A 25,186-nucleotide genomic window follows, 5' to 3' on the forward strand; every position below is an offset into this window, starting at 1 on the left:
AATACAAATGAAATAACATACTCCAGAGAGGGTCGGAGTGACCTACGTTTTCGTTGATTTATTTCTTCGGCAACGCTCAGAACAATAAACGATTTCCTCCCAATTTCGCGCCCACTTCTTTCTCCAAGAAAATGGGCGCTGACAGACCGGACAGACTTTCATGGGAAGGTTGGATTTAAAACCTTTCATCGCGCTGAATGTTCACTCCTAATTTGGTTAAAACTACTTATCAAATAGGTACAGGTAATCGCCGTAGCCTAAACTCGCCATCTTGTTCACAGGTACAAATTTCATCGCAGCAGAGTTCATACAATAGCGTAATCCCGTCGGCTTCGGACCATCTTTAAACACATGACCTAGGTGTGAATCACCAAACTTACTGCGGATCTCCGTTCTAGGGTAGAGCAGTTTATAATCGGTTTTCTCCACGATGTAACCCGGGTTAATTGGTCGAGTAAAGCTTGGCCAACCTGTGCCAGATTTGTATTTATCAGTAGAAGAAAATAGCGGTTCACCGGTCACAATATCCACATAAATTCCCGCTTCTTTGTTGTCCCAGTATTCATTATCAAACGGACGCTCCGTGCCTTCTTCTTGCGTCACGTAATACTGTAGCTCTGTTAAGTTTGATTTGATTTCAGACTGAGCAGGTTTACTGTACGCTTTCACTTTCGAAAGCAGCTTTTTTTCTTCAATCAACTGTCGAAGTGTTTTAGGACTTTCTTTTCGATCTTCACCAAATACTTCGTCGAGATATTTATCGCGACCTGATGCGTAGCGGTAGTATTTGTACTTCAAGCTACTCTTCTTGTAGTAATCCTGATGGTACGACTCCGCAGGGTAAAACTTTTCAAACTCGATCAGCTCTGTTTTCAACGGTTTTGGATAGATCATCGCCTTGTCGATTTCCATCATAAACTGCTTAGCAATCTGCTTTTGCTCCGCATTATGGTAGAAGATCGCTGGACGGTATTGAGGACCACGGTCAACAAATGAACCTTTATCGTCGGTAGGGTCGATATGACGGAAGAAGTAGTCCAGCACTTGCTCGTAGTTCACGACAGCAGGATCGTACTTCACCTCAATCACTTCAATATGACCAGATTTACCAGAAGAGACTTGGCGGTAAGTCGGGTTTTCAATATGACCACCTGAATAACCTGATACAACATCGATTACGCCGGGCAGTTGCTCTAAATCCGATTCTGTACACCAGAAACAACCGCCAGCTAGCGTTGCGATTCTTGTATTCTCTGAAGCCTTCAGCTTATCCATCGTATCGGCGGTACCTGTTTTACTCAATAGTAGAAACAAGACTGGAAGTGCGAAGGAGAAACCGGCCAATAACTTAGACATATTCTTCATAGCTACCTCATCGTTATTTTTGTAGAAAGTGTTACTTAAATAAAAAGTGTTACGTATAGAGAAAGGTAACCGAGCGAAAAAATTACAGTAATGTTGAAAATTCCGTTGCCCTTTTATGCGATAGAGCTAAAGTATCGACAAGAAACACACCGCTAGTAAGGGCAACGATGCCTTGAATAAGCGATGCTAAATGAGGTAAATCATGCAAGCTGAAGTTAAATGGATAGAAGATTTTAAATTCCTTGGGCAATCTCAGTCGGGCCACTCCGTAGTGATGGATGGCAATGGTGGTGCAACCGCACCAAGCCCAATGGAAATGGTACTAATGGCTGCTGGTGGCTGTAGCTCTGTCGATGTTGTTGATGGTTTGAAAACAGCAGGCCAAAAGGTTTCGTCAGTTAATGCCAAGCTAACCACAGAGCGTCGTGAAACCGCGCCGCGTATCTTTACGCAAGTGAATATCCACTTTGAAGTGTCAGGTGACGAGCTTGACCCAGAAGTCGTAGCAAAAGTGGCGGCTGACTCGCTAGAAAAATACTGCTCGGTTTGCTTAATGCTAGGTGAAGGTGTTGAGATGACCCACAGCTGGGAAATTGTGTAAGCCGACAGACTCCACAAAATATAAAAACAGGAAAGAGAAAAGTCCGGGCTTTTCTCTTTTTTTATTTCGCAGTTCACGTACCTTGTGAAGAATCTGAAAGCAGTAATTGCAGGTTGTAGGAGTCTTCCAGTGACAGAACTAGAAAAAATGATGTCTGGCCAGGTCTTTGATGGCATGGACAAAGAAATTGACGCCATTAGAAGCCATGCTCTTCAAGCACTTAGAGCGCTCAATAATAACACCGACGAAAGTCAGCGCGACGAATTGCAAAAGCAGCTATTTGGCAAGGTAGGCCGTTGTATTGTCCAGGCCCCTTTTCATTGTGAATTTGGTAAGACCATCGAAATAGGTGAAGAAACCTTTATCAACATGAACGTGGTCATGCTCGATGGTGCCAAAATTACCATCGGGAACCACGTGCTCATTGGACCGAGCGTGCAATTTTATACCGCTTCTCATTCTGTTGATTACCGCAGTCGCCGACGTTGGGAAACGTTTTGTAAACCTATCACGATTGAAGATGATGTGTGGATTGGCGGAAATTCGGTCATTAACCAAGGTGTGACGATAGGTGCTCGCTCAGTAATTGCGGCGAATTCAGTCGTTAACTATGATGTGCCGCCAGATTGTCTATACGGAGGCACACCAGCGAAGTTGATTCGTCGTCTCAACGAAGAAGAATTATTGTAAGAGAGCAAGCGTCGTTGTGACAATTATATAGCTTTCGAGAAGAATATAGCTTATTCGAGTTACATTAAGCCCAAATAAGCTATTTCTACATTATTCAACTTCAAAGTTTCAACTTGAACTTGAAAAACAATAAGGTATTAAGGGTTTAAACTATCTACTAATGCGAGTATTCCAGCTGAAGAGAATACGACTATCAGCATAGAGGAGTTTATAATAATTATTCCTATTAATAGAATTGATAGTGAGCGGTACCATCTAGGCACTTCTTTGGAGATATCGGGTAACTTTCGTTTTTTACCTGAGCTAGGTTGGACGATTAAACGAACAAACATCAATGTTCGGAAAAATGCGTAAGGCCATCCCGTAAATAGAGCTAGTTCGAAAGTGTTAAAATAAGGTTCTGTAAAGTAACTATTGACAACTTTTTTTGGCATTAAAATATGCATGATACCTATAAATAATGTCTGGAGAAAAATAATCAATATTCCAGAAAACATTAAGTATCCAATAATATTCCAAACTAATTGCATATGGCACCCAAGTTTGTCTTTGAAACTAAGTCAGGCTGAGAGCCTAAGTTGTTGTATGTAAGCACAGCTGCTTTACCGGAGGCGTACCCAATAGCGGTAGTACCGGCAGCGAGTACAATGGCAGTCCCCCAGCCAATAGGGTTTGATACTAAAAATAGACCGACTAACGCGCTGGTACCCATTCCTACAACTGTGCTAGTTATTGACTCAACAAAAATTTCATTCTTCTCATGTTGGTCTTGTGTATTCGCAATCTGAATGCAGGAAGCCGTCAGACCAACACCGACTAAAACATGTCCGCCCACTTTAGATGCTTGAGCTATTTTATTCAGTTTTTCGGCTTGTTTAACTATATGAGCATTCGCAGGTAACCCTCCACTTCGAGCTATGCGAATAGACTGGTGAGTCGTTTTGTTGCCAAATAACAGCTTTTCCATAGGGCCAACATTTTTCTTTAGTAGGTCTAAATGTTTTTTACGTCGACCATCATATTGTCCTTTACTTATTACTCCGTTTTTATAGTTTGCGTAAAGGTCGTTGATGTTCTCAATGAGCTTAATATTTCCTTTACTCATCAAGTTACCTGTAGCACCCATCAAGGTACCTCCTGGAATAGTAATCATATTGGCGTTGTTTTCTAACCATGCCAACGCCCAAAACATGTCAGCATGGTGCGGTGGAACTTGATTTGAGATTGATTTTGGAGGTTGATTGTAGCTGAGAAGATTGGGAGGCAAAACTTTATGGGGAGGAGAGCTGGGCATTTGAGGTTTAGACGCTGGGTAGGTCCCTAGCTTCGCGATACTTTTAGGAGGTAACGCATTGTTACTTTGAGTTTTAAGTTGAGAGCTTGATTTGGGTAGAGCTGATAACCAAATGATATCGCCAGCTCTAATGCGGTTAGGATCTGAAATATGCTTGTTTAATGTCATTATATGAGTCAGTACCATCTGATAGTCCTTGCTACCATATGGAGCACCATACATGTTTAATATAATTGATGATAAGTTATCATGAGTTTTTATTTTATACTCAAATAATCCCGACACAGAGCACCTCTAGCTAATAATTTGTTTGTGCAGATACTAACAAAAAACTATATTTAATAAGGTTTATTTTTTGTATTCTAGACTTTCATTTTAAAAAGTTAAAAATTAGCTGATGTATTTATTATTTGTATGAAATTGTTAATGTGATTTTTTACATTTAAAGTGTGATATTAAACTTGGTTGGATAAGTGAAGGTCATACATGATTTGCTAGTGATAAAAAACCTGCGATAAAAAATACAAGTGCTAACATTGTAGAGTTTATGATAATTACCCATATTATTATGAAGGATAATAGGCGGTACCACCTAGGCCCCTCTTGGGATACATCAGGTAACTTTCGCTTTTCACCTGAGCTAGGTTGAACGATTAAACGAACAAACATCAATGTTCGGAAAAATGCTTAAGGCTAACCTCCAAATATAGTTGGTCGTGTATAAAATGGATAACGTGTAATGGCGAGATGTAAGCCTTGCACAACTAACAAAGGTTGGTTAAACAAGGCTAATAGTCGGTTATGGATGAATAACGATTTGTTGCTCCTCAGTCATCACAAGTGTCGCTTTGCTTTGTTCGATAAGTTGGGCAGCATAAGAAGGGGTAACTGCCTGCATATCACCTTTAGATCGAAGAGTTAAAGACTCCCACGCTTGATCTCGATATTTCCCTGCTTGGGTGTATTGAATCAGTACTTTCATAGCTTCACGCTCCGGTGTGGTTGACGTGCTACTTAAGTTAACGATCTTAGGTTGGTTGCCCATCTGTTAAAATGAAACATTAGTTTAACTAAATGTGCCTTTCCAAATATCTCGCATTGAGCAGAGCAATTTAGAATCCTTGTGATGGAAGGATGAAGAACACTCAATCTTTCGATTCATACTGCGCAATATAATGTTTGAGAGATTTGGTTTCCGCACTCTCAAACTCTTCATCGTGCATACGCAGTGCTTGGATACGGTCGAGGCGGAACTGGCGGTAGTCATCGCGCAATTCGCACCAGGCGACCAGCGTCCAGACTTTGCCCCAAAAGAACTGGCCTAACGGTTGGATTTTTCTCTCGGTCACCTGTCCGCTTTCATCTTGGTAATCCAAACTGACCTTAAACTGATGATCAATCGCGTGGCGCAGAAGCTGCCCTCGTTTGGCAGTCTCGGATTGGGTGTGATAATCGGGCACAATCAGCGGACAATCTTCCACTTGTTGTTTGAGCTTATCGGGCAATACCGAAAGTATTTTGGTGGACGCAGAGTGAGACGCTTCGGCGAGTTCAACATCCGACCAGGCTCGAACCATCCGCATACCCAGTTCAAGCGCCATCATCTCTTTTTCTGAGAACATCAAAGGCGGCAGATGAGAGCCAGCTTGCAACAGGTAGCCGACACCTGCTTCACCTTGAATCGGAACACCAGAACTGAGCAACGACTGAATATCGCGATAAATCGTACGTTCGCTAACTTCCATTCTTTCTGCGAGCTCTTTCGCTGTCACGGCGTAACGCTTTGCGCGCAGAAGCGTCAGTAGCTCAAACAGTCGTTCTGATTTGCTCATGATGTTCCTTATCTAGACCTACTGGTTGTTAGTGGTAGTGTGGCTGATTACTTCTCTAGCTCACTGCACATTTTTAAGTTGTGATGTTTAAGCTCGAAGCTTTCGCAGTCAATCATTGATAACAGAGGCTGAAATTCAACGGCTTGCTTAATCTGGTTTCCCGCCTGTTTTGCATCGTCCATTGAACGCCAGTAAATGATGTCTGTCCACACATCGTCCGTCGCTTCGTGACTGAGTGAGCGATACAAAAAGCCCGGCAGATTCTTCACAAACGTTTGTGACTGTTTGGCAGCGGCGATCACGTCTTGCTCTGTTGTGCCTGCGGTTAGACGAAATTGCACAGTTTCGATAACGGTTTCCATATTGTGATTCCTTATTGGTTTTGGCGGATTGCCTGTTGAGTTCCAAATAAGGTTACGCGGATGGAATGTCAGAACATGTCAGTAGTGAAATCTCACTCACTTATCATCAATATGGTTATTTTTCTGGGCTGTTGTAACGATCCCAGTAAGGTAAATCTGTGCCGAGTTTTTCGCTGATAAAATCGATAAAGGCTCTTACTTTCAACGGCATGTGCTTGCGCTCAGGAAAAACCGCATAAATGGCGTGTTCTGGTAGAGAATACTCTTCCATCACCGGTTTTAGATTTCCTGCGGCAAAGTCTCTTCCTGCAATAAATGTTGGCAGTTGCGCAATGCCCGAACCTCTTAACAGCAACTGGCGAATGGCTTCGCTGTTATTGACGATAAAGTTTCCTTTTGGAAGCACCTTGTATTCGCTGCCGTTGTTGATGAACATCCATTCGACGCCGCCACGGAAATAGGAGTAGCGCAGGCAGTTGTGACTGACTAAATCACTTGGTTTTTGTGGTGTTCCAAACTCCGCTAAGTAATCTGGCGAGGCACAAAGCACACTTTTGCAAGGGGCGAGGCGTTTTGCGATTAGATTGGAAGAGGTGAGTTCACCAATACGGATCCCCAAATCAAAACCGTCTTTAACCAAATCGACCATTTTGTCTTCGAGGTTTAAATCCACTTCAATTTTCGGGTAACGAGCGAGAAACTCGCTGATCAAAGGCGCGATATGCAGCACACCGAAAGACATCGGCACGGTAATTTTGAGCCGACCTTGTGGAGAGCCTTGCAGCTCAGATACCGCGTCTACGCCTTGCTGGGCCAGATTGAGCGCTTGAGAAGCGTACTCAAAATAGCGTTCTCCCGCTTCGGTCAGGCTCAGCTTACGCGTAGTTCGGTTAAGGAGACGAATGCCCAAATCGTCTTCTAGTTGGTTGATGCGTTTGCTGATCGCCGATTTCGTCAGATTCAGCTGTTTGGCCGCAAGGGAAAAGCTGCCGCATTCGACAACAGCAACAAAAACGGGCAGGGAGGCAATCGCGTTCACATCAATCTCCTATTATCGTGAAGCATTTATTGTTGAGCACAAGGATACAATTAATTTCCAATTATAGAGATTATCTTCAAGAAGAAAACAATCTAGACTATGCACCAGTATTACGACCTTGATTTTGGGAAGAAGAAAATGAAGTACGATTGGATCCTGTTTGACGCTGACGAAACCTTATTCCACTTTGATGCTTTCAAAGGTTTGCAGCTTATGTTTTCTCGCAAAGGCGTAGATTTTACTGAACAAGATTTTGCTCATTACCAAACCGTAAACAAACCGCTTTGGGTGGATTACCAAGACGGCAAAGTAACGGCAGATGAGCTAAAACATAAGCGTTTTACCGAGTGGGCTGAGAAGTTGAATACCACAACAGCAGATCTCAATAGCGCATTTTTAGAAGCAATGGCCGATATTTGCAGCTTGTTGCCAGGTGCAAAAGAGCTGATGGAAGCGCTGCAAGGCAAAGCTAAAATGGGCATTATCACCAACGGTTTTACAGAGTTGCAAGCGATTCGCCTTGAGCGCACAGGGATGACTGAGTACTTCGATAAAGTAGTGATCTCTGAACAAGTGGGCGTAGCAAAACCGGACTTAGGTATTTTTGAATACGCGATGCAGCAAATGGGCAACCCATGCAAAACGCGCGTACTGATGGTGGGTGACAACCTGCATTCCGATATTCTGGGTGGTAATAATTTTGGTATTGAAACTTGCTGGTTAAATACCACAGGCGCAAGCGTTGATGAGCGTATCGCACCAAATTACACCGTTGAGTCTTTGAGTGAACTAAAGAACATTTTGGTGGCGTAACTGAATCGGGTATTATTCCGCAGTAACCCTCAGAAAAATCAAGGAATAACCATGTCAGACATCAAACAGCTAGACAGCAAAGTCGTTTACCAGAATAAGTGGATGACGGTGCGTGAGGACAAAATTTTACGTCCGAGCGGCGCAGAGGGCATCTATGGTGTGGTCGACAAACCTGATTGTGCTGCGATTCTGGCTATCGATAACGGGATGATTCACTTGGTTCAGCAGTACCGTTACACCGTAGGTCAACGTTGTTGGGAGATCCCACAAGGGGCGTGGGAATCAAACCCAAATGCGGATCATCTTGAGCTTGCCAAAGGCGAGCTGCGTGAAGAAACGGGCATGCAGGCGAGCGCCATGGCGTATGTCGGCGCGCAGTTTATCGCATACGGCTTTTTGAATCAGACATGTCACGTCTACTTCGCCACTGATTTAACGGACGTGGGCAATCAACTCGACAGTGAAGAAGAGGATTTGATCACTCGCGCTTTTTCTGTTGAGGAGTTCGAACAGATGATGATCGACGGCACGATCAAAGATTGTGTCACCATCGCCGCTTATGGTTTGGCGAAGCTGAAGAAATTCATTTAGTTATCCATGACGATTTTTTAATGAAAACAGCGGCCTAGTGCCGCTGTTTTTAGTTTGGGTGAGCTCGTTGAGCCATCGCTTACTCGTCGATTTTCTTACCTAAGATTTCCACTTGCGCTTTTTTAGTCACCCCCGCGACTTGCAGCGCAGTGCTGCCAACCGATTCATAGTTCAACTCGATTTTGTCTAACTTCGCGTTATCTTTTGTTGGTAGGCTTAAGCTTCTTGATGACATGCCTTTAGTCAGAACACCTAAACTGTCGAACGTCTTTTCCTGACCATCTTTCATGATTACTTTAACGCTTTTCAGATCGACCGTACCTTGCGTACATTTGATTTTGATGTGGCTGAAACGAGCATTAGCAAATGGTGACAGTGGATTGACTGTGTCGGTTTCCGATTTAAAACTGACGGTTTTATCTGCAATCTTGTCCCAATCGTTGTCTCCAGCAATCGATTGGAAAGAGGCTACAGCCGCTAAAAGACAGAGCGCGATGGTGTTGAACAGTTTCATAACTTTTCCTTACCTTAGGTTTAGATATTCTGTTTAATCAGTTCGATGACGTGTGTGACTTCGTCTTGAGTTAAAGCCCCTTATTTCACGAATAAAATTTCACCTTGTTTATTTTGTACGATAATCGCAGAACTTTCTTGCTGCAGATCCCAAGTTGTTGCTAATACGCCATTTTTGTCTAACACCATGGAAGACCAAGAGAATGTCTTTTTGCTGTCCTCTGCCGACGATTTTACAAATGTACCGGTTCCCCAGATGGCGTCTTCTTGGTTGATCACGGTTGTGGTCTGATACTGATCTTCAGGAAAGTGAGCGGCAGTGATTGCTGACATCAGCGGCGCGTTCATCTCTTTGGCTTTACTACGACCTGCAATGGCTTGTATCACATGGACTTTGCCTAACATCTGCTGAGTTGCCCAAGGTTGATAAGCCACATCGTTTCCTTGCAGCGTCATTTCGCCATAGGTATCAATGCTGACGGAAGGGTGGTTTGACCGACAGAAAGGTTATGAGAGAAGGCGAATGTCGGGGCGAGTGCGAGTAAGAGTGACAGAACAGATGGAGTTTTCATTGGGGGTTCCTGTAACGAAGTGAGGTTAGAGCGAATCAAAATAAGGGGCAAATACGATGCCCCTTATCGGATATGGCGATTAGTTAGAAAGTACAACGCGCGCATTTAGCGGTTGCAGCGGACGATTGTTTTGTCCCATGACTTCCATCAGTTTCGCGGCTTGATCTTTGGATAAGGTTTGAGTGTCTTTAAGCACAAACCAGCGCACACCTTCTGAACATGGCGGTGTGGTTAAAGAGCCGTTAAATCGATAGTAGTTTGCAGTTTTTGGCAGTAAGTCGTTAATCTCAAACGTATCTTTAAAGAAGGTGGTTTGATTCTCTTGTGGGATTGCGTTGATCAGTTTAGACAGCGCTGCGTTTTGATCGCCAGCATCAAAGATCACCGAAATTACCGCCAACTCGCCGTCTGCGTTGGCGTGTACAAAGTGCGCTTCAAGTGGATACTGGCGGCCTTTGATTTGGTTTTCTGAAGGTGTGTGGAAATGGAACTGTTGCAGCTCGAACGTCTCGCCATCGATGGTGAAGCTGTTACGTCCGTTCACTTGCGCTTGCAGCGTATGACCATTGTTGGTTAAACCAATGACCTGACCAGTGTACGAAAGGTTCAGTGCTTCCAGTTTTGCATCGGCTGGGTTGTCGATGTTGATTGGGCTTTGGTTTTTCGTGGTTGCGCAGTCTTTGGCGATTTCTCCCCAGTGTTCTGGCCCGTGTTTGTCATTGCCATAGCCCCATTCCGAAGCCTGAGCTGCGCTTAGAGTGAGAAGTGAGAGTGGAAAAGCAAGTAGTGTTTTGTTCATAATAATGTCTCTGTTCGGTCGCTTCGATAAGCGTTGTTACAAGGCAATGACCTAGAGGTTTGATCACTGCCTGACAAATTAGAAACGGTGGCTGAGCTGGGCACCAATTAGGAACGCATTTGAATGGGCCACGCCCGTCACCATCGGTGCAGGAACACCTTCATACGCGTACTCTTCTACGTTGACATCTTCACCAATCAAGTACGTCATGCCGATGTCAACCGTGGTATCTGATGACCATTGGTAAGAGGCCCCCGCAGATAACCAGTGACGGTTCGAATCTGGAATAGAAAGCGAAGTCAGCTCATCGACAGGTGTTTTGTCGAACATGTAACCCGTGCGAAGTGTCCAACGTTCATTGGCGTACCAAGTCGCACCGATGGAGTAGTGCGCGGAGTCTTGCCACTGAAAATCTTTTAGCAACTGATCATCAGCTTTCAAGCTGTCAAATGCTGACCAACCAATCCACTGCACAGAATAGTGCAGGGCAAATTTAGGTAAGACGCGGTGATAACCGGAAAACTCCGCAATATCCGGTAGCGGCATAGCAAGCGAGTCGTACGATTCGCCAGCAAAGTGGATGTCACCCTTGGCATCGATGTTAGGGCTGTGCTTGTAGCTTAAACCTAAGCGATGACGTTCGTTAAACTCGTACATCATGCCAATATTCGCACCAAGCCCAATGCCGCCGGCTTCCACATCAAGTGCGTTGCCTTTTACGGATCCACAGCGTTGTTCTAGTTCGTTTCCAAGTATGTTCCCACCAACGCAAAAACCCACGTCCATATCGCGGTACAGCTCACCAGAGCCGTAAATCACATCAATACCACCACCGATACTAAAACGATCGTTCACCTTGTATGCCAAGCTTGCGCCAAGGTTGACACTCGCTACGCTGGTGACACCGCCAAAAACAGGTGCGCCATAGTTTGGTTTAAACTCCATGTCGGTTCCGAAGTTGGAATATGCCGATAAGCCTAGATACCAGTCGTCGTTGATAGGGTGAATAAAGTAAAAATTGGGTACAACGGCTGGTTGACCAACGCCATCGACGTCATCAATGTCGGTCACGGTTTGAGAGAAGGACGGGGTAATGTCAACTTGAGGGGACGGAGGAAAACCACCCATACCAACATTGACATCCGCATTAATGTTAGCTCGATGATATTGCGCATTTTTAACGGTAACGTCAGGTTTGACGTAAGTGACACCGAACGATAAGGCATTTTGTTTAAACAGCGTCATCGCTGCGGCGTTGCGGCTGATTACAGACGCATTATCACCAATGACGGCATCACCAGCAAAAGCACGACCAAGACCCGTCGCAGAATGTTCGTTAATTTGAAAACCACCGGCATACGCCGTCGAGGAGGCTAACCCGATTAATAAATAAATCGGTGAAAGAGTTAATTGTCGCTGCATGTTTTTCTCATGAATTAATTAGAAGTTGTATTGCAACGAAAATCAGTAAAATAAACAAATCTGACCAGTGCATTTAAGAGTAAAACTAACAGTGTGCTGACAATAAGTAAATTTAACTTAATAAATATTTATTGTTGAATTTATTAATGCTTCATGGCGTGAATATAGTGGTTATTTTACGTGTAAATTAAATCCTGAACCTCTATTTTTATTGTACTGACTGTTCCCTAACAAATAGAGGGAAATCCAGCGATAAAGTGTCCGTGATGGAAACTCTGAGTCATTTGTATTTCCATTGCATCCCAACGTTGGTAGTTCGAATCAGCAAGAGAACTATCGTTTAAACCCACATGACACACTCCTCTCGGTCTTACCTGTGTTATGTGGGTATTTTTTATTTAACTTGCCACTTAACTCCTCTTTAAATTCAATCATCAAAGTGACCATCATGAAATTTAAAATGATTGCATATTGAATAAGTTTAGTTTTTACTAGTTTTTTGGTATTTAAAAGTTTTGTTTATAATACTTATAACTTGAATTTCTATATTAAAAATGGTCTTTGCTATACGTATTGAATAATAAAGTTTTGAAGTGAATATAATATCTCTGATTTTTCACGTTAGTGATGTTATTCCTTCAGTATCTTGACGTTAATTTACCTATCTTTACGTCTCGTACCCTGTACGGCTAAGACAAATAGCAGTATAAAATCAAAACGATTATTTACTTCACTCCTGCTATGAAACTCAATAAAAAATGGCTCGTTTTGTGTGGCCTACTTGCTATTGGTGCTGGTGGTTATCATTATCTGCAACGTCCAGAACCCATTTCTCCTTACGCGACAGAAGTCGTTCGCAAAGGCAATATCGAAAAGGCGGTATTAGCCAACGGCATGTTGCAAGCGTCCAAATTGGTGAATGTAGGTGCGCAAGTATCTGGGCAAATTCAACGCCTCGCTGTGAACTTAGGGGATGAGATAAAACAGGGGGACTTGATTGCACAGATTGACAGCCTGACTCAGCAAAACAGCCTCAAAGAAGCCCAAGCGTCTCTTAATAGTCTCAACGCTCAGTACCAGGCTAAGCAAGCGCAGATTAAACAAGCAAACTATGAATACGTGCGCCAAAAAGGCATGTTGGCAGCGAAAGCGAGCTCACGAGCTGATTACGAGAATGCCGAAGCGACGCTCGCCATCTACAAAGCCGAGTTAGCGCAACTGGATGCCGAAATCGAGAAAGCCAAAATCAACGTCGACAATGCGCAGTTAGATCTCGGTTACACCACCATCAACGCACCGATGGATGGCACGGTGGTCTACACCGCGGTGGAAGAAGGACAAACCGTAAACGCCAATCAAACCACGCCAACGATTATCGAGTTAGCCAAGTTAGATACGATGACGGTGAAAGCCGAAATTTCGGAAGCCGATGTGATTTTTGTTCACCCAGGCCAAACGGCGCTGTTCACCATTTTAGGCAAACCGAATCAGCAGTTTAAAGGTACATTGCGCGCCATTGAGCTGGGGCCAACCATCATGGATGGCGATGACAGCGATTTGAGCATTTCAGATAGCGACGCCATTTACTACAACGCTGTATTTGATGTGAAGAACCCGCAAGGTATTTTGCGTATCGGCATGACTGCGCAAGTTTCGATTGTCCTTGAGCAATCGGAAAATACCTTGATTGTCCCTTCACAAGTGCTGCAAAAATCTGGCGGCAAAGGCAACTATACCGTGCCAGTGCTTGAACAGGGCCAAGTGGTGCAAAAGCCTGTGACAGTGGGTATCAACAACAAAGTGAACGCACAAATTCTCTCAGGTTTGAAGGAGGGCGACCAAGTTGTTCTTGGCAATGCTATGGATGGGGAATCATCAAGCCGAGGTGATCGTCGTCGCCCTCCAATGAGGTTCTAAGATGAGTGACGTGCTTTTAAAAGTTGAGGATTTAACTCGACGATTTGTCTCTGGCGACGAGTCGCTTACCGTGTTGAACCACATTAATTTAGAGATAAAACGCGGTGAAATGGTCGCGATCGTGGGTGCATCAGGTTCAGGTAAATCGACGCTGATGAATGTGCTTGGCTGCTTGGATAAACCGTCCAGCGGTCGATACTTCATTAATGGGCAAGATGTCTCGACGTTGGAATCCGACCAACTGGCGGAACTGCGCCGCGAGTATTTTGGCTTTATATTTCAGCGTTACCATCTGCTGGGGGATTTAACCGCGGTGGCAAATGTGGAAGTACCAGCGGTTTACGCGGGAGTTCCTCATCGTCAAAGAACGGAGCGAGCGCAGTCACTATTGGCTCGCTTGGGGCTGGAAGAGCGTTTGACTCACAAGCCCAGCCAACTGAGTGGTGGCCAGCAACAGCGCGTGAGTGTTGCTCGTGCACTGATGAACGGAGGTGAGGTGATTCTCGCTGATGAGCCCACTGGCGCATTAGATAGTCACAGTGGGCAAGAGATGATGGCACTGCTTAAAGAGTTGCATCAACTTGGGCATACGATCATCTTAGTGACTCATGATATGAACGTGGCGAACTTTGCGGATCGCATCATTGAAATCAAAGATGGTGAAATCATTGCAGATACGCCAAATGCACAAGTTGTAATCAATGAACAAGCAGCAAATACACCGAGCGCGTCTTTTCATCGCCCAGCGCAAGCCGCCAGTAAGTGGTGGAAGTGGGACAGTTTTATTGACGCGCTCAAAATGGCGCTGCTGGCGATGTCTAGCCACAGAATGCGCACGTTTTTGACCATGCTCGGCATCATTATTGGTATAGCCTCGGTGGTTTCCGTGGTGGCACTAGGTAATGGTTCACAACAGCAAATTTTGTCGAATATTTCATCCATGGGAACAAACACCATTGATGTCAGACCGGGCAAAGGGTTTGGTGACCGCCGCTCCGGGCGAGTGAAAACGCTAACCGCCGACGATGCTAAATCGTTGGAGAGTCTACCTTTTGTCGACAGTGTCACGCCGTCTTTATCCAACAGCTTAACCGTGCGTTACGCCAATCAGGATGCAACCGCGTCTGTGGAAGGGGTTGGGGAAGATTATTTCCGTGTGCGCGGTTATGAGATCGCCAAAGGTCAGTTTTGGGATGAAGAGAGTGTGAATTCGCTCGCCCAAGAAGCAGTGATTGATGACAACACCAGAAAGGAAATGTTTGCGGATAGAAATCCGATTGGTGAAGTGATTTTTCTTGGTTCATTGCCAGTGCGTATTGTGGGTGTCACGCAGAAAAAAGAAGACGCGTTTGGCAACAGCGACGCGCTGAAAATTTGGGTGCCATACACCACTATGTCGGGACGCATGATGGGACAACGCTACCTCAACGGCATTACTGTACGGATTGATGAGAACGCCCCAAGTGCGGCGGTAGAGCAGAGCATCATCAACTTGTTAAAAATGCGCCACGGTACAGAAGATTTCTTCACGATTAACACTGACACCATTCGTCAGAGCATCGAGAAAACCACCGCAACCATGACGTTACTGATCTCAGCGATTGCGGTGATCTCCCTAATTGTCGGCGGAATTGGCGTAATGAACATCATGTTGGTGTCGGTGACAGAGCGCACGAAAGAGATCGGTGTACGAATGGCTGTGGGTGCGCGGCAAGCGGATATTTTGCGTCAGTTTTTGATTGAAGCGGTACTAGTGTGTTTGTGTGGTGGCATTGCTGGTATTGGCTTGGCGTTTTTGATTGGTTTTGCATTCAGTACCTCTGGCAGCAGCTTCCAAATGATTTACTCAATGAACTCGATCATCTGGGCGTTTATTTGCTCAACGTTGATTGGCATCGCCTTCGGCTTTTTACCCGCTCGCAATGCCGCCAAACTCGATCCGATAGAAGCGCTAGCGAGAGACTAAAAATGAGTAACACAATGAAATTCAAAACTCGATTGGTCGCGGCCGCCTTAAGTGCAGTATGGTTGTCAGGTTGTGGGTCGCTTATGCGTAGTGACTATCAAGCACCTGCGGTGCAAGTGCCTGCAAATTGGCAACAGATGCATGTTGCGGGTGATGTCAGTATGGATCCTTGGTGGTTGGCGTTTAACGACCCAACGCTTAATCAATACATTACTCAGGTGTTGGCTCAAAATAACGATTTGACGCTGGCAACGCTAACGCTAAAGAAAGCGCGTTTACAGCTGGGTTTAGCGCAAGATGACCTTTTCCCTACGTTGAGTTCTTCCACATCAGGACAAGTTCAAAAATCTCTTGATAGCGGGGAATCGGCAGATAGCTACAGCACCAACTTGTCCGTCAATTACGAGTTGGATTTGTGGGGAAAAATCTCGGCAGACGTTGACCAAGCTAAGTGGACGGCGATGGCAAGTCAACAAGATCGCGAGGCGACCGCACAAAGTTTGGTAGCAACGACGGCATCGCTATATTGGCAAATCGGCTATCTGCAACAGCGCTTACACCTCAGCCAGCGTAATGTGGTAGACGCAGCTCAAACGCTACAATTGATTGAAAAACAGTACCAACTTGGCGCTGTGGATCAGTTAGATGTGCTTGAAGCCAAACGTACGTTGGCAAGCTTACAAGCGCAGCAAAGTGAGTTTGAACAGAGTTTACTTGAGGTAAACAACGCCTTTGCGATTTTGTTCAATCAACCGCCGAAGAGCATCAGTGCAAACATCCAAATGCTGCCTGAAGGCGATATGCCATCGTTGAGTGTTGGTGCTCCGTCTGATTTATTGATCCGCAGACCCGACATTAAAGCAGCGATCTATGAAGTCAAAGCCGCGCTAGCAAATAAAGACGCAGCAGATTTGGACTACTTGCCCAAGCTGACGCTCACTGGGGCTTTGGGTGGATCGTCACAAGCGCTTAAAGACCTGCTTTCCAACCCGATTGGCAGCTTAGGTGCGGATATGACGCTACCGTTTTTGCAGTGGAATGAGATGAAAAATAGCCAAGCCATTGCCGATTTAGACTATCAATCGGCTATTGTGAGTTATCGCCAAGTGTTGTACGCCGCATTCCAAGATGTCGAAAATGCCTTGTCGGCACGCGAGAAATTGAAGTATCAGGCGGCGCGTTTACAAGAACAGTATGATGCCGCAAGTGCCGCTGAGTCCATTTATGCTGCGCGGTATCAGTATGGCTCGACGTCGATCATGGACTATTTGAATGCACAAGAAGACACCAGAAACGCGCAAGCTTCTTTGTTGGAAAACCGCTACAACCAGTTTCTCACTCAGGTTACGCTTTACCAGTCTTTAGGAGGAACCGACGTCGCGCCGTTGTAATTAGGGATCAGCGCACACTAGCGAAGCGTCATGCAACAAAGCCTTTTTTGAAGGTATTACTGGTCCCATTGATGGGACCAGTAATAAAAGCTTAAGTTACTTGGCGAACTTCTTGAAAGGTGCATCAACCGGGGTGTCAGCTAGGTGATTGGTGTAGTTACTCATCACTTTTTGCGCTAGACCAAGTACAATTTCAAGCAGTTGCTGCTGTCCGTAACCTGCCGCAAAGAACTTCTCTATCTGAGACTCTTCCACTACACCACGTTGACGCACCATTTGAAGCGTTGTTTCTCGTAGTGTTTCAAGTTTTTCGTCTGCCAATGGTGTTTGGTTGACGAGAGCATCAACAATCTCCTGATCCACTTTCATTGACGCCGCGATCGCACTATGAGCAGGAACGCAGTAGTGACAACCATGTTCAACGTTGATGGTTTGCCATACGACGGTCAATTCTTCTGCGTTAAATGATGTTTGTTGAAAGAGCTCATGCACAACTTGATAACCCTCAAGCAAGGTTGGCGCTTCAGCCATAACAGCATGAAGATTTGGTAGCATGCCAAACGCTTTGACTGAATTTTCAATCAGATGCTTTGATCCTTCGGGTGCGTTTTCTGCGGTATACAGTTTAAATTCTGCCATGTTTAAATCTCCTGTAATTGGATATGAGCGAATTAGGCAAGAACAGGATAGTTGATTTTGAGCGGTCGCTCAATATAAAATTGAGCATATGTTCAAAATTAATAATTGCTCATGGCGAATACAAAGAAATTCCAACGTGATGAAGTGGTGAAAGCCGCCTCGGATCTATTCTGGAAGAAAGGTTTTCATGCAACATCTACACGTGATTTACAAGATAGCGTGAATCTGCGTCCTGGAAGTATTTATGCGACGTTTGGGTCAAAAGAGGGGCTATATTGTGAAGCGCTAAAAATGTACGTTGCGAACTTGCAAGCCCTGTTTGAGTTGCATTTAGCTCAGAACACAACGGTTCTAGATGCAATAGAAGCTTTCGCGATTGATGTGGTTATCAATCAGCGAGACTCCAATCCCAGTGAAGTGTGCATGTTAGTCAAATCAGCAAGTGAATTTGCTGAGGATTTTAATGCGCTGCGCAATCAAACAAACAGCTTAGCAAACCAATTTGAATCTTTTCTTGCAAAGCTGTTTGAGCGAGCAATCGAGAATGGCGAAATTGAAGCCCAGGATACATTGCTTCTTGCTCAGTTGTTCCAGGTTCAGTTTACGGGTATACGAGCCTACTCATACCGCAGTGATGATGAAACCTTAAAGACGTTGATCTCTATTATGGTGAACAGCTTCCGCGGTAACGTACCAAAACAGAACGCTGAATGAGACTGCTCAAAGTCAACGTCTCTAAATCAACGGCTTGAAGTAAGCGAGCTCAAACAAACCCGTTATCGGGGGTCGATATCGATAAAAAATGACCACGAAGCATCGTGGTCATTTTTATGCAGATTAACTTGCAATGAACAACAACGGCTTATTAAAAGCGAAACTCTTCTAAGTTATTGCTGCTTTCTAACATTTTTTCAGCCACATAACGATGCGTTGCTGTGGTTGGGTGAGTCACATCCCAGAACACGAACTTATCTGCGCCAGATGCTGCACATTCAGAACGTAATGAGTGAGTGTACATGTAGTCAACAGAGGATGAACGGTTGATGTCTAAGCAAGGGTCGCTTGCATTTACGAAACCGTGTTCTTCTGGTGCCGAGGTTAACTTCTCAAACAGTGCGTGTGTATCAAACAATGCGATGTTGTAGCCTTGGGCTTTGTAGTACATCGCTTGTGCTTTGATGAACTCGTTCATCTTCAATACTTTCGCACGAATCGTTTCAATTTCTTCCTGTGTTGAGTATTTGAACTGTGGTGCTTTGGTTGCATCAGGCAGTGTCATCAACATGAAGTTCTTCGCGCCAGCGTCTGTTAAACGAATCAGAGCTTCAGCGTAATCCGCTTTTACTTCCGGCACGCTACGGTTGTAGTTCATGAAATCATTTAAACCAAACTCTAACGTAAACAATGTGTTAGCAGGGTTGTAGTTCTTCGCCAGCTTTGTGTAGGTTAAGTAAGAAGAAACTTGTTCGCCGACACCAGTTAGCGCGATGTATTGGTTTTCACCTGCTGCGCCACCAACTGCCCAGTTGTATAGCGGTAAGTTTTTGGCTTTAGCAACGTATTCCGTCCAAACAAAACCGTTTGAGAAGTGACCCAAGAACCAGCTATTCGGGTTAGGGAAGCGCCATTGGGACGCGTTAAAGATGTTGCCTGTATCAGACAAGCTATCACCCAAAGCCACTACCTTGTTGATTTGATCTGGTTGCATTGCAGCATCATTGCTCCAGATCGTGTGGTTATAAGAATAACGATTGTCAGCAGCAAAAAATGTAATGTCTGCGTTCTCGCTCGCTAGATCTAGTGTTTCTTCACAACGCTGGCGAATTACGTTTTGTGAGGTATTGGTGTAGAACATGTTTTTAAATGAGACAGAGCTCCACCAATAACCATCGATAGTGAAGTCACTACCATCTTGGTTTTTTGCCCATTTCCAATCGGTAGCCGCATCGTCCTTAGAGTGGCTCGTACGATACCAGCATCGAACGTACGTATAAGTTTGATTTTCTTGCGCGCTAACCACTTCAGCCGCAGAAACCATTGCTGGTGATAAAGTTGGCTCCTCTGCAATGGCGGAGGCAAGCGGAAGTAATGCAGTTAATAGTGTGATTGTTTTTTTCATCATTCACTCTTCTTGTAATGGTTATTGTTCCGAATGCGTGAATACGCTCGGCTATAACAGTATTTAGATGAGAATTTTTCTCACTAAACCTTCTAATTCTGAGTAAATGCTCAAGACAGTCAACAACTAAATATTCAATATTTCAGTTTTGGCACCACGGTCAAAAAATCCATTCAGCATAGCAATCGATTAAATGGGTGATATTTAGAATAATTACTCACTAACATTAATTTAACATTCACTTTTTGTTAATTAAGTAATTGCTTTATAAGGTTTTGTCGGTGATTTTTAATGTTAACTTAAAGTGTTTATTGAATGATCTTTTGTACAAATTTGTATATTCATGAAACAAATTGTTTGGCATTTTTGCTCTGTAAACTATAGCTGAAGCTCTCATGCAAACATCATGATGATGACTTTTAATGAGAATATAGTGAATAAAAATTAGCTCAAATAAGGAATAGGGCAAATGCACTACACAACAAGTAAAAAACAAGGCTTATTTTCGTTGTCTGCCGTAGCAATAGCACTGACCACTTCGATGTCAGCGTTTGCGGCTCCACCAATGCGATTTGATGAATCTAAGTTACCGACGAAGTACATCGTCAAATTCAAAGAAGATGCAGTCAGCCGTTCTTCAATGGGTGGTAACTCATTCTGGGGGCCACGAATCGCGCAGGAGTCTGTTCTAGAACAGGTGAAGGCACGTAAGGTGGAAAAACTGGGCAATCGCGCCATTTACAGCGTTGAACTGGATGGCGATGACTTAGAGCCGCTTCGCAATCGTAGTGATGTGGAATACGTGGAAGTCGATCCACCTCGCTATTTGCTCAGCGAAACGACTCCATGGGGATATGAAGCGGTTAATGCTCAACTGCTAGCTGACTTCAATGCGGGTAATCGCACTGTATGTATTATCGATTCAGGGTACGACATTTCGCACAACGACCTAAGCGGTAACCGCGTTGCTGGTACTAACGATAGTGGTACGGGATCATGGAGTGATCCGGGTAACAACAATGCCCACGGTACTCACGTCGCGGGTACGATTGCTGCGATTGCCAACACCGAAGGTGTAAAGGGTGTGATGCCAAACCAGAATGTTAATTTGCACATCGTGAAAGTATTTAACGAATCGGGTTGGGGTTACTCATCTGGGCTTGTTAAAGCAATCCAGACCTGTGCCGATAATGGTGCTAACGTTGTGAACATGAGCCTTGGTGGTAGTCAATCAAGCCGAACTGAGCAAAATGCACTGCAAAATATTTACGATCAAGGCGTTCTATTGATTGCCGCTGCAGGTAATGATGGCAATACAGCGCACAGCTATCCAGCTTCTTATGACTCAGTGATGTCTGTTGCGGCTGTTGATAATCAAAATGATCATGCAGCGTTCTCACAATCTACTAATCAAGTTGAGATCTCAGGCCCGGGTGTGGCGATCTTATCAACGGTTACGGTAGGTGAAGGTAAACTTTCTGATATTACCTTGAATGGTGTAAGCCAGTTTGATCGTGGGATTGTTCCTCACAATCGTTTGATCAATAACGGTTCTTCGTATGTTCCGGATCCAATCGCGGGTTCAGTAACGGCAATGCTAGATAGCTGTGATGTATCTGGCGGTAACGTTAACTGTGGTGATATGTCGGGCAAAATTTGTTTGACTGAGCGTATCGGCAACCAGTCTTCAGGAAACTACCCTGAAGTAGATGCGGTTCAGGCTTGTTACAATGCGGGTGCGCGAGCTGCAATCGTATACAGCAACTCTGAACTACCTGGTTTACAAAACCCATTCTTGGTAGACACAAACAACGCTTATCGTATGGTTTCGGTAACGGTTGATCGTGCATTTGGTCAAGAGCTATTGGGGTATGTTGGTCAGGAAATTACTGTTGCAACAACCTCTGGTGAAGATTACGAGTACTACAATGGTACATCAATGGCGACACCGCACGTAACGGGCGTAGCTGGCTTGGTGTGGAGTTACCACCCAACCTGTACAGCAGCGCAAGTACGTAATGCCCTAGTGAAAACTGCAACAGATATTGATGTTGCTGGTCGAGACAACCGTACTGGCCACGGCCTAGTTAATGCTGAAGCGGCGAAGCTGTTCTTGGACGCTGGCTGTAATGGACCTGATGGTGGTAGCTCTTCGGACTCTAGCTTCTCAAATACCAGCCCTGTTGCGATTCCAGATAATAAATCTTCTGGCGCAATCAGTGCAGTAGAAGTCGATCGCTCTGGTGATTCAGGCACAGTAAGTATTGACGTTGATATTAGCCACACTTACATCGGTGATCTACGAGTGACTTTAACGTCACCGACTGGTGGAGAAGTTGTACTTCACAATAATACTGGCGGCAGCGCTAACGATATAAAAAACACGTTCCAAGCGGATTTTTCTGGTTTTGAATCGCAAGGTACATGGGAACTAAAAGCGGTAGACAGTGCCAGAAGAGACACAGGCACCATCAACAGTTGGACTCTGACCTTTCAATAAGGAGTGACTATGAAGAAGTTGACCTTACTTTCTTTGTCTGCGGTAGGCGCTACCGCACTATTGGCAATCGGACTGAGCTCAAGCAGCTTGGCAAACAATCAAGGATTTCCTCTCGTGGATGAACGCCAAGATCAAGCCGAGCAGCAACCTGAACGTTACTTTATTAAGTATCATGAAGGAAAAGAGAGCGAAGTGAGAGCGCTTCTTCGTCAGCACAACATTGAAGTAGTCGACGCTCTGGTGAAACAACATGTGTTGATTGTGGTGGGTGAACAGGCGGAAGTCGATAAGCTCGCCGCTCACGATGCGGTCGAATACACCGAGCAAGAGCCGACAAGGAAGCTGCTATCTAACGGAACTACGCTTCAATAAGCCAAACCTCCTTAAGATAGTGCCAAAAAGAAAAGCGCCCCTCACGTAAGGGGCGTTTGTTTCATTTATTTGTGGAAGATGAAGACTAAGGACGCTCACCTGCTGCTAGGCGACGTTCGATATCTGCAACCACTTCTGGGAAGTCAGCGATCGTATCGATAAGGTAGTGCGGCGAGCTCTTGAGCAGTTTTGCACGCGCTTTTTCACGAGCGGCATCAAGCGTTGCTTCGTCCGCGGCTTGGTATTCTTCAAAAGTTAGACCTGCTTCGTTACCAGAAAGCAGCAAACCAACGGTCCACATACCAGCGTTATGACCTTCATCGATGCCCGGTGCGGCGTCATCCACTTTGATACACGCATTAACGTCGGTAACATTCAGCTCAATCACGTTTTTCAGTGCCATAAATGGTGCTGGGCGACCACCTTGCGACAGGTCATCCGTTGCTACTACGTAATCCGGTTTGTAGCCGTAATCCGCAGCCACAGGAATCAGCACATCCATCACTTCGCGGGGGTAACCAGAACAAGAACCGATCTTGATGCCTTTGTCTTTCAGACCGTTCACAACTTCAATCGCATTAAGGATTGGGTCTGCATGGTCCGCCACTTTTGCTTTTTGTAGCGGCATGAATGCTGCGTAGATAGCGTCGATATCTTCGCTGGTCATTGAGCGACCAAACTTCTCATTCCAGCGCTTATCAACGGCAGGAATACGACCCACTGCTTGGATGTGATCCCACTTGCCAAGACCCATTGGTTCGCGCGCTTCTTCAAGGTCGATTTCAAAATCAAAGCCTTGTTTGAATGCTTCCACAAAGATGCTAGTTGGCGCAAAAGAGCCGAAATCGACGATAGTGCCAGCCCAGTCAAAGATCACTGCTTGAATTGGTGAGTTGCTCATGTTCAATCCTTTTTCTTGCTTGCCAGAGCGCTGCCCACACATTGGAACCGCGCTCTGGATAAATTGGTTTTTGTTGAGGTCAGTCGACCCTAAAAGTAGTTAAAGTCTTTGCACACTTTGGCGATGGCTTCTTCGAAAATTGCCAACGCTTCTGTCAGTTGTTCGCGAGTGATGATCAGCGGTGGGCTGAGTTGAATCACGTTACCTTGCGATACCTTGAAACTCACTCCGTTGTTGAGGCATTGGTACAGCACAGCTTCCGCTTCGTCATACGCGCGTGCTTTGCTTTCGTGGTCAGTGACCAGTTCAATGCCCCATAACATGCCGATGCCACGCACATCACCAATCACTGGGTACTTAGCTTTCATCTCTAGCAACTTTTCACGCATGAACTGGCTGTCAGCTTTGGCTTTATCTAGCAAGCCGTCTTGCTCAATAGCTTCCATGGTTGCCAGTGCTGCAGCACAACCGATAGGGCTTTTCTCATGAGTGTAATGGCCCATGGAGATTTGCTCGGCGGTGTTGTATTTGTCTTTGGTTACCATGGCTGCGATAGGCACTAAGCCACCACCCAAACCTTTACCGATGCAGAGCATATCTGGCTCGATGTCGTAGGCTTGGTAGGTAAACCATTCACCACTGCGACCCATGCCGTTAGGGATGTCGTCGATGATCAGCATGACATTTTGTTTGTCACAGATTTCGCGGATGCGTTTCCAATAGGCTTTACTCGGCACTTGTACGTCGGTATTACGAACTGCTTCTGCGATAAACGCGCCCACGCCACCTTCTTTCTCAATCACGTATTCGAGGTAATCGGCGTAATGCACATCGCTGCCGTCCGCGACTGGGAAAGCACCACGGTAAGATACGGCTGGTGGGATTCGCTCAACACCTGCCATTAATGGTCCCATACCTTGGCGGAAACACGCTTCGCCGCCCACTGAGATGGCATCCAACGATGCGCCGTGGAAGGAATCCCACAGAGACACCACCTTGTAGTTGCCCGTGATGTGGCGCGCTAGTTTAAGTGCCATGCCAACCGCAGATGTGCCACCCGGAGCAAACAGCACGCGATTCAATTCGCCGCCACAGATTTGGGTGAGTTTTTCGGCACATTCAATCGCAGTTTCATTGGTAAAACGACGTGGTGAAAACGGCAGTTTGGCAATTTGCTCTTGCACACGGTTAATCACATGCGGATGACCATAGCCTAGCTGATGGACGTTATTGCCATGAAAGTCCATGTACTTTTTGCCGGTGGCATCTTGGATGTAGATGCCTTCTGCTGCTTCCAAGGTATCTAAGCAAGGCGTCGACATGGCTTGATGAAGAAAGACCTCCGAATCACGCTTTAGTAATGCTTGCGTGCGTTCGTCATCCATCGATGCATTCCAAGCTTGGCGCGCTGGTGTTGTGTTGACATCGCCTTCGCTGCGGAAATGGGTCGGTTTGATATTCTGAGTCATAACGCTCTCTCAATCAGAA

The 25,186-nt window shown here is 45.2% G+C and carries 24 protein-coding genes and 1 pseudogene; 10 read left to right on the top strand and 15 right to left on the bottom strand.

From position 1 onward, the window contains the following. Positions 1-42: 42 nt before the first annotated feature. Together R7Z50_RS00325 and msrB are read right to left on the bottom strand one after the other, a co-directional pair. Positions 43-189, bottom strand: coding sequence for a DUF2256 domain-containing protein (locus R7Z50_RS00325; RefSeq protein WP_005374142.1), 147 nt, complete (start codon positions 187-189; stop codon positions 43-45). A 33-nt stretch (positions 190-222) separates the two neighbouring features. Further along, on the bottom strand, positions 223-1,365 hold the full coding sequence (gene msrB, locus R7Z50_RS00330; RefSeq protein WP_005374134.1) for a peptide-methionine (R)-S-oxide reductase MsrB: 1,143 nt from the start codon (positions 1,363-1,365) through the stop codon (positions 223-225). Positions 1,366-1,567: 202 nt separating this feature from the next. Here msrB and R7Z50_RS00335 point away from each other — a divergent pair, with 202 nt between their 5' ends. Continuing rightward, positions 1,568-1,966: an OsmC family protein gene (locus R7Z50_RS00335; RefSeq protein WP_005374132.1), complete on the top strand. Its 399-nt coding sequence runs from the start codon at positions 1,568-1,570 to the stop codon at positions 1,964-1,966. A gap of 129 nt (positions 1,967-2,095) precedes the next feature. After that, a complete protein-coding gene (locus R7Z50_RS00340; protein WP_318148790.1) occupies positions 2,096-2,656 on the top strand; it encodes a sugar O-acetyltransferase in 561 nt (186 codons plus the stop codon). Between the two features lie 520 nt (positions 2,657-3,176). Here the strand turns inward: R7Z50_RS00340 and R7Z50_RS00345 are convergent. From R7Z50_RS00345 to R7Z50_RS00365, 5 genes are all read right to left on the bottom strand, one after another. Next, positions 3,177-4,235 carry a glycine zipper family protein gene (locus tag R7Z50_RS00345; protein WP_225478022.1) on the bottom strand — a complete coding sequence of 353 codons (1,059 nt, stop codon included), beginning with the start codon at positions 4,233-4,235 and terminating at the stop codon, positions 3,177-3,179. A 514-nt stretch (positions 4,236-4,749) separates the two neighbouring features. Continuing rightward, on the bottom strand, positions 4,750-4,932 hold the full coding sequence (locus R7Z50_RS00350; protein WP_021035913.1) for a hypothetical protein: 183 nt from the start codon (positions 4,930-4,932) through the stop codon (positions 4,750-4,752). A 163-nt stretch (positions 4,933-5,095) separates the two neighbouring features. Then, entirely contained in the window at positions 5,096-5,782 is a 687-nt protein-coding gene (locus R7Z50_RS00355) for a helix-turn-helix transcriptional regulator (RefSeq protein WP_138939780.1), read from the bottom strand. 47 nt (positions 5,783-5,829) lie between these two features. Beyond that, positions 5,830-6,144: a hypothetical protein gene (locus tag R7Z50_RS00360; protein ID WP_318144549.1), complete on the bottom strand. Its 315-nt coding sequence runs from the start codon at positions 6,142-6,144 to the stop codon at positions 5,830-5,832. 115 nt (positions 6,145-6,259) lie between these two features. Further along, a complete protein-coding gene (locus R7Z50_RS00365; protein ID WP_005384329.1) occupies positions 6,260-7,183 on the bottom strand; it encodes a LysR family transcriptional regulator in 924 nt (307 codons plus the stop codon). Positions 7,184-7,321: 138 nt separating this feature from the next. Between R7Z50_RS00365 and yjjG the strand changes: the two genes are divergently transcribed. Then, positions 7,322-7,996, top strand: a complete 675-nt coding sequence (gene yjjG / locus R7Z50_RS00370; protein WP_005374109.1) for a pyrimidine 5'-nucleotidase — start codon at positions 7,322-7,324, stop codon at positions 7,994-7,996. Positions 7,997-8,047: 51 nt separating this feature from the next. After that, complete coding sequence (locus tag R7Z50_RS00375; protein WP_203345276.1) at positions 8,048-8,587, top strand: NUDIX domain-containing protein; 540 nt, start codon at positions 8,048-8,050, stop codon at positions 8,585-8,587. Positions 8,588-8,666: 79 nt separating this feature from the next. Here the strand turns inward: R7Z50_RS00375 and R7Z50_RS00380 are convergent, their stop codons facing one another. The 4 genes and pseudogenes from R7Z50_RS00380 to R7Z50_RS00395 all read right to left on the bottom strand — a co-directional run bounded on the left by R7Z50_RS00380 (position 8,667) and on the right by R7Z50_RS00395 (position 11,893). Next, positions 8,667-9,101, bottom strand: a complete 435-nt coding sequence (locus R7Z50_RS00380) for a hypothetical protein (protein WP_005374106.1) — start codon at positions 9,099-9,101, stop codon at positions 8,667-8,669. A gap of 80 nt (positions 9,102-9,181) precedes the next feature. Further along, positions 9,182-9,672: pseudogene (locus R7Z50_RS00385) on the bottom strand (YtfJ family protein). A gap of 79 nt (positions 9,673-9,751) precedes the next feature. Next, positions 9,752-10,471, bottom strand: a complete 720-nt coding sequence (locus R7Z50_RS00390; RefSeq protein WP_318148791.1) for a carbonic anhydrase family protein — start codon at positions 10,469-10,471, stop codon at positions 9,752-9,754. Positions 10,472-10,549: 78 nt separating this feature from the next. After that, entirely contained in the window at positions 10,550-11,893 is a 1,344-nt protein-coding gene (locus R7Z50_RS00395) for an OmpP1/FadL family transporter (RefSeq protein WP_318148792.1), read from the bottom strand. A 741-nt stretch (positions 11,894-12,634) separates the two neighbouring features. Here R7Z50_RS00395 and R7Z50_RS00400 point away from each other — a divergent pair. From R7Z50_RS00400 to R7Z50_RS00410, 3 genes are read left to right on the top strand one after another with little or no spacing between them, the layout of a single operon-like run. Continuing rightward, entirely contained in the window at positions 12,635-13,810 is a 1,176-nt protein-coding gene (locus R7Z50_RS00400) for an efflux RND transporter periplasmic adaptor subunit (protein WP_318148793.1), read from the top strand. Between the two features lies 1 nt (position 13,811). Then, the gene (locus R7Z50_RS00405) at positions 13,812-15,776 is read left to right on the top strand and encodes a MacB family efflux pump subunit (RefSeq protein WP_318095274.1); all 1,965 of its coding nucleotides are present in this window, start codon (positions 13,812-13,814) and stop codon (positions 15,774-15,776) included. 14 nt (positions 15,777-15,790) lie between these two features. Then, positions 15,791-17,167: an efflux transporter outer membrane subunit gene (locus tag R7Z50_RS00410; protein WP_318144553.1), complete on the top strand. Its 1,377-nt coding sequence runs from the start codon at positions 15,791-15,793 to the stop codon at positions 17,165-17,167. A 96-nt stretch (positions 17,168-17,263) separates the two neighbouring features. On the opposite strand, the gene R7Z50_RS00415 is transcribed toward R7Z50_RS00410, so the two are convergent. Beyond that, positions 17,264-17,806 (bottom strand): carboxymuconolactone decarboxylase family protein, encoded by a 543-nt coding sequence (locus R7Z50_RS00415; RefSeq protein ID WP_005374097.1) that lies wholly within the window; start codon positions 17,804-17,806, stop codon positions 17,264-17,266. 111 nt (positions 17,807-17,917) lie between these two features. Here R7Z50_RS00415 and R7Z50_RS00420 point away from each other — a divergent pair, with 111 nt between their 5' ends. Continuing rightward, positions 17,918-18,520 carry a TetR/AcrR family transcriptional regulator gene (locus R7Z50_RS00420; RefSeq protein ID WP_005384344.1) on the top strand — a complete coding sequence of 201 codons (603 nt, stop codon included), beginning with the start codon at positions 17,918-17,920 and terminating at the stop codon, positions 18,518-18,520. Between the two features lie 151 nt (positions 18,521-18,671). Here R7Z50_RS00420 and R7Z50_RS00425 read toward each other — a convergent pair whose 3' ends face one another. After that, positions 18,672-19,928, bottom strand: coding sequence for an SGNH/GDSL hydrolase family protein (locus R7Z50_RS00425; RefSeq protein WP_017635085.1), 1,257 nt, complete (start codon positions 19,926-19,928; stop codon positions 18,672-18,674). Positions 19,929-20,394: 466 nt separating this feature from the next. Here R7Z50_RS00425 and R7Z50_RS00430 point away from each other — a divergent pair, with 466 nt between their 5' ends. Beyond that, positions 20,395-22,425 carry a S8 family serine peptidase gene (locus tag R7Z50_RS00430; protein WP_318148794.1) on the top strand — a complete coding sequence of 677 codons (2,031 nt, stop codon included), beginning with the start codon at positions 20,395-20,397 and terminating at the stop codon, positions 22,423-22,425. Positions 22,426-22,434: 9 nt separating this feature from the next. Next, the gene (locus tag R7Z50_RS00435) at positions 22,435-22,797 is read left to right on the top strand and encodes a hypothetical protein (RefSeq protein WP_017635087.1); all 363 of its coding nucleotides are present in this window, start codon (positions 22,435-22,437) and stop codon (positions 22,795-22,797) included. An 85-nt stretch (positions 22,798-22,882) separates the two neighbouring features. On the opposite strand, the gene phnX is transcribed toward R7Z50_RS00435, so the two are convergent. Together phnX and R7Z50_RS00445 are read right to left on the bottom strand one after the other, a co-directional pair. Continuing rightward, a complete protein-coding gene (gene phnX / locus R7Z50_RS00440) occupies positions 22,883-23,698 on the bottom strand; it encodes a phosphonoacetaldehyde hydrolase (RefSeq protein ID WP_053304644.1) in 816 nt (271 codons plus the stop codon). Positions 23,699-23,787: 89 nt separating this feature from the next. Further along, a complete protein-coding gene (locus R7Z50_RS00445) occupies positions 23,788-25,167 on the bottom strand; it encodes an aspartate aminotransferase family protein (protein ID WP_206970435.1) in 1,380 nt (459 codons plus the stop codon). Between the last annotated feature and the right edge of the window lie 19 nt (positions 25,168-25,186).

Source organism: Vibrio sp. 1249-1, assembly GCF_033340495.1.

Excerpts from the sequence above, each read along its gene's own strand:
- R7Z50_RS00375 (WP_203345276.1), top strand. The coding sequence starts at position 8,048 with ATGTCAGACATCAAACAGCTAGACAGCAAAGTCGTTTACCAGAATAAG.
- phnX (WP_053304644.1), bottom strand. The coding sequence starts at position 23,698 with ATGAGCAACTCACCAATTCAAGCAGTGATCTTTGACTGGGCTGGCACT.
- yjjG (WP_005374109.1), top strand. The coding sequence starts at position 7,322 with ATGAAGTACGATTGGATCCTGTTTGACGCTGACGAAACCTTATTCCAC.
- R7Z50_RS00360 (WP_318144549.1), bottom strand. The coding sequence starts at position 6,144 with ATGGAAACCGTTATCGAAACTGTGCAATTTCGTCTAACCGCAGGCACA.
- R7Z50_RS00350 (WP_021035913.1), bottom strand. The coding sequence starts at position 4,932 with ATGAAAGTACTGATTCAATACACCCAAGCAGGGAAATATCGAGATCAA.
- R7Z50_RS00445 (WP_206970435.1), bottom strand. The coding sequence starts at position 25,167 with ATGACTCAGAATATCAAACCGACCCATTTCCGCAGCGAAGGCGATGTC.
- R7Z50_RS00415 (WP_005374097.1), bottom strand. The coding sequence starts at position 17,806 with ATGGCAGAATTTAAACTGTATACCGCAGAAAACGCACCCGAAGGATCA.
- R7Z50_RS00390 (WP_318148791.1), bottom strand. The coding sequence starts at position 10,471 with ATGAACAAAACACTACTTGCTTTTCCACTCTCACTTCTCACTCTAAGC.
- R7Z50_RS00395 (WP_318148792.1), bottom strand. The coding sequence starts at position 11,893 with ATGCAGCGACAATTAACTCTTTCACCGATTTATTTATTAATCGGGTTA.
- R7Z50_RS00430 (WP_318148794.1), top strand. The coding sequence starts at position 20,395 with ATGCACTACACAACAAGTAAAAAACAAGGCTTATTTTCGTTGTCTGCC.
- R7Z50_RS00410 (WP_318144553.1), top strand. The coding sequence starts at position 15,791 with ATGAAATTCAAAACTCGATTGGTCGCGGCCGCCTTAAGTGCAGTATGG.
- R7Z50_RS00335 (WP_005374132.1), top strand. The coding sequence starts at position 1,568 with ATGCAAGCTGAAGTTAAATGGATAGAAGATTTTAAATTCCTTGGGCAA.
- R7Z50_RS00380 (WP_005374106.1), bottom strand. The coding sequence starts at position 9,101 with ATGAAACTGTTCAACACCATCGCGCTCTGTCTTTTAGCGGCTGTAGCC.
- msrB (WP_005374134.1), bottom strand. The coding sequence starts at position 1,365 with ATGAAGAATATGTCTAAGTTATTGGCCGGTTTCTCCTTCGCACTTCCA.
- R7Z50_RS00425 (WP_017635085.1), bottom strand. The coding sequence starts at position 19,928 with ATGATGAAAAAAACAATCACACTATTAACTGCATTACTTCCGCTTGCC.
- R7Z50_RS00405 (WP_318095274.1), top strand. The coding sequence starts at position 13,812 with ATGAGTGACGTGCTTTTAAAAGTTGAGGATTTAACTCGACGATTTGTC.
- R7Z50_RS00435 (WP_017635087.1), top strand. The coding sequence starts at position 22,435 with ATGAAGAAGTTGACCTTACTTTCTTTGTCTGCGGTAGGCGCTACCGCA.
- R7Z50_RS00400 (WP_318148793.1), top strand. The coding sequence starts at position 12,635 with ATGAAACTCAATAAAAAATGGCTCGTTTTGTGTGGCCTACTTGCTATT.
- R7Z50_RS00420 (WP_005384344.1), top strand. The coding sequence starts at position 17,918 with ATGGCGAATACAAAGAAATTCCAACGTGATGAAGTGGTGAAAGCCGCC.
- R7Z50_RS00325 (WP_005374142.1), bottom strand. The coding sequence starts at position 189 with ATGAAAGGTTTTAAATCCAACCTTCCCATGAAAGTCTGTCCGGTCTGT.
- R7Z50_RS00355 (WP_138939780.1), bottom strand. The coding sequence starts at position 5,782 with ATGAGCAAATCAGAACGACTGTTTGAGCTACTGACGCTTCTGCGCGCA.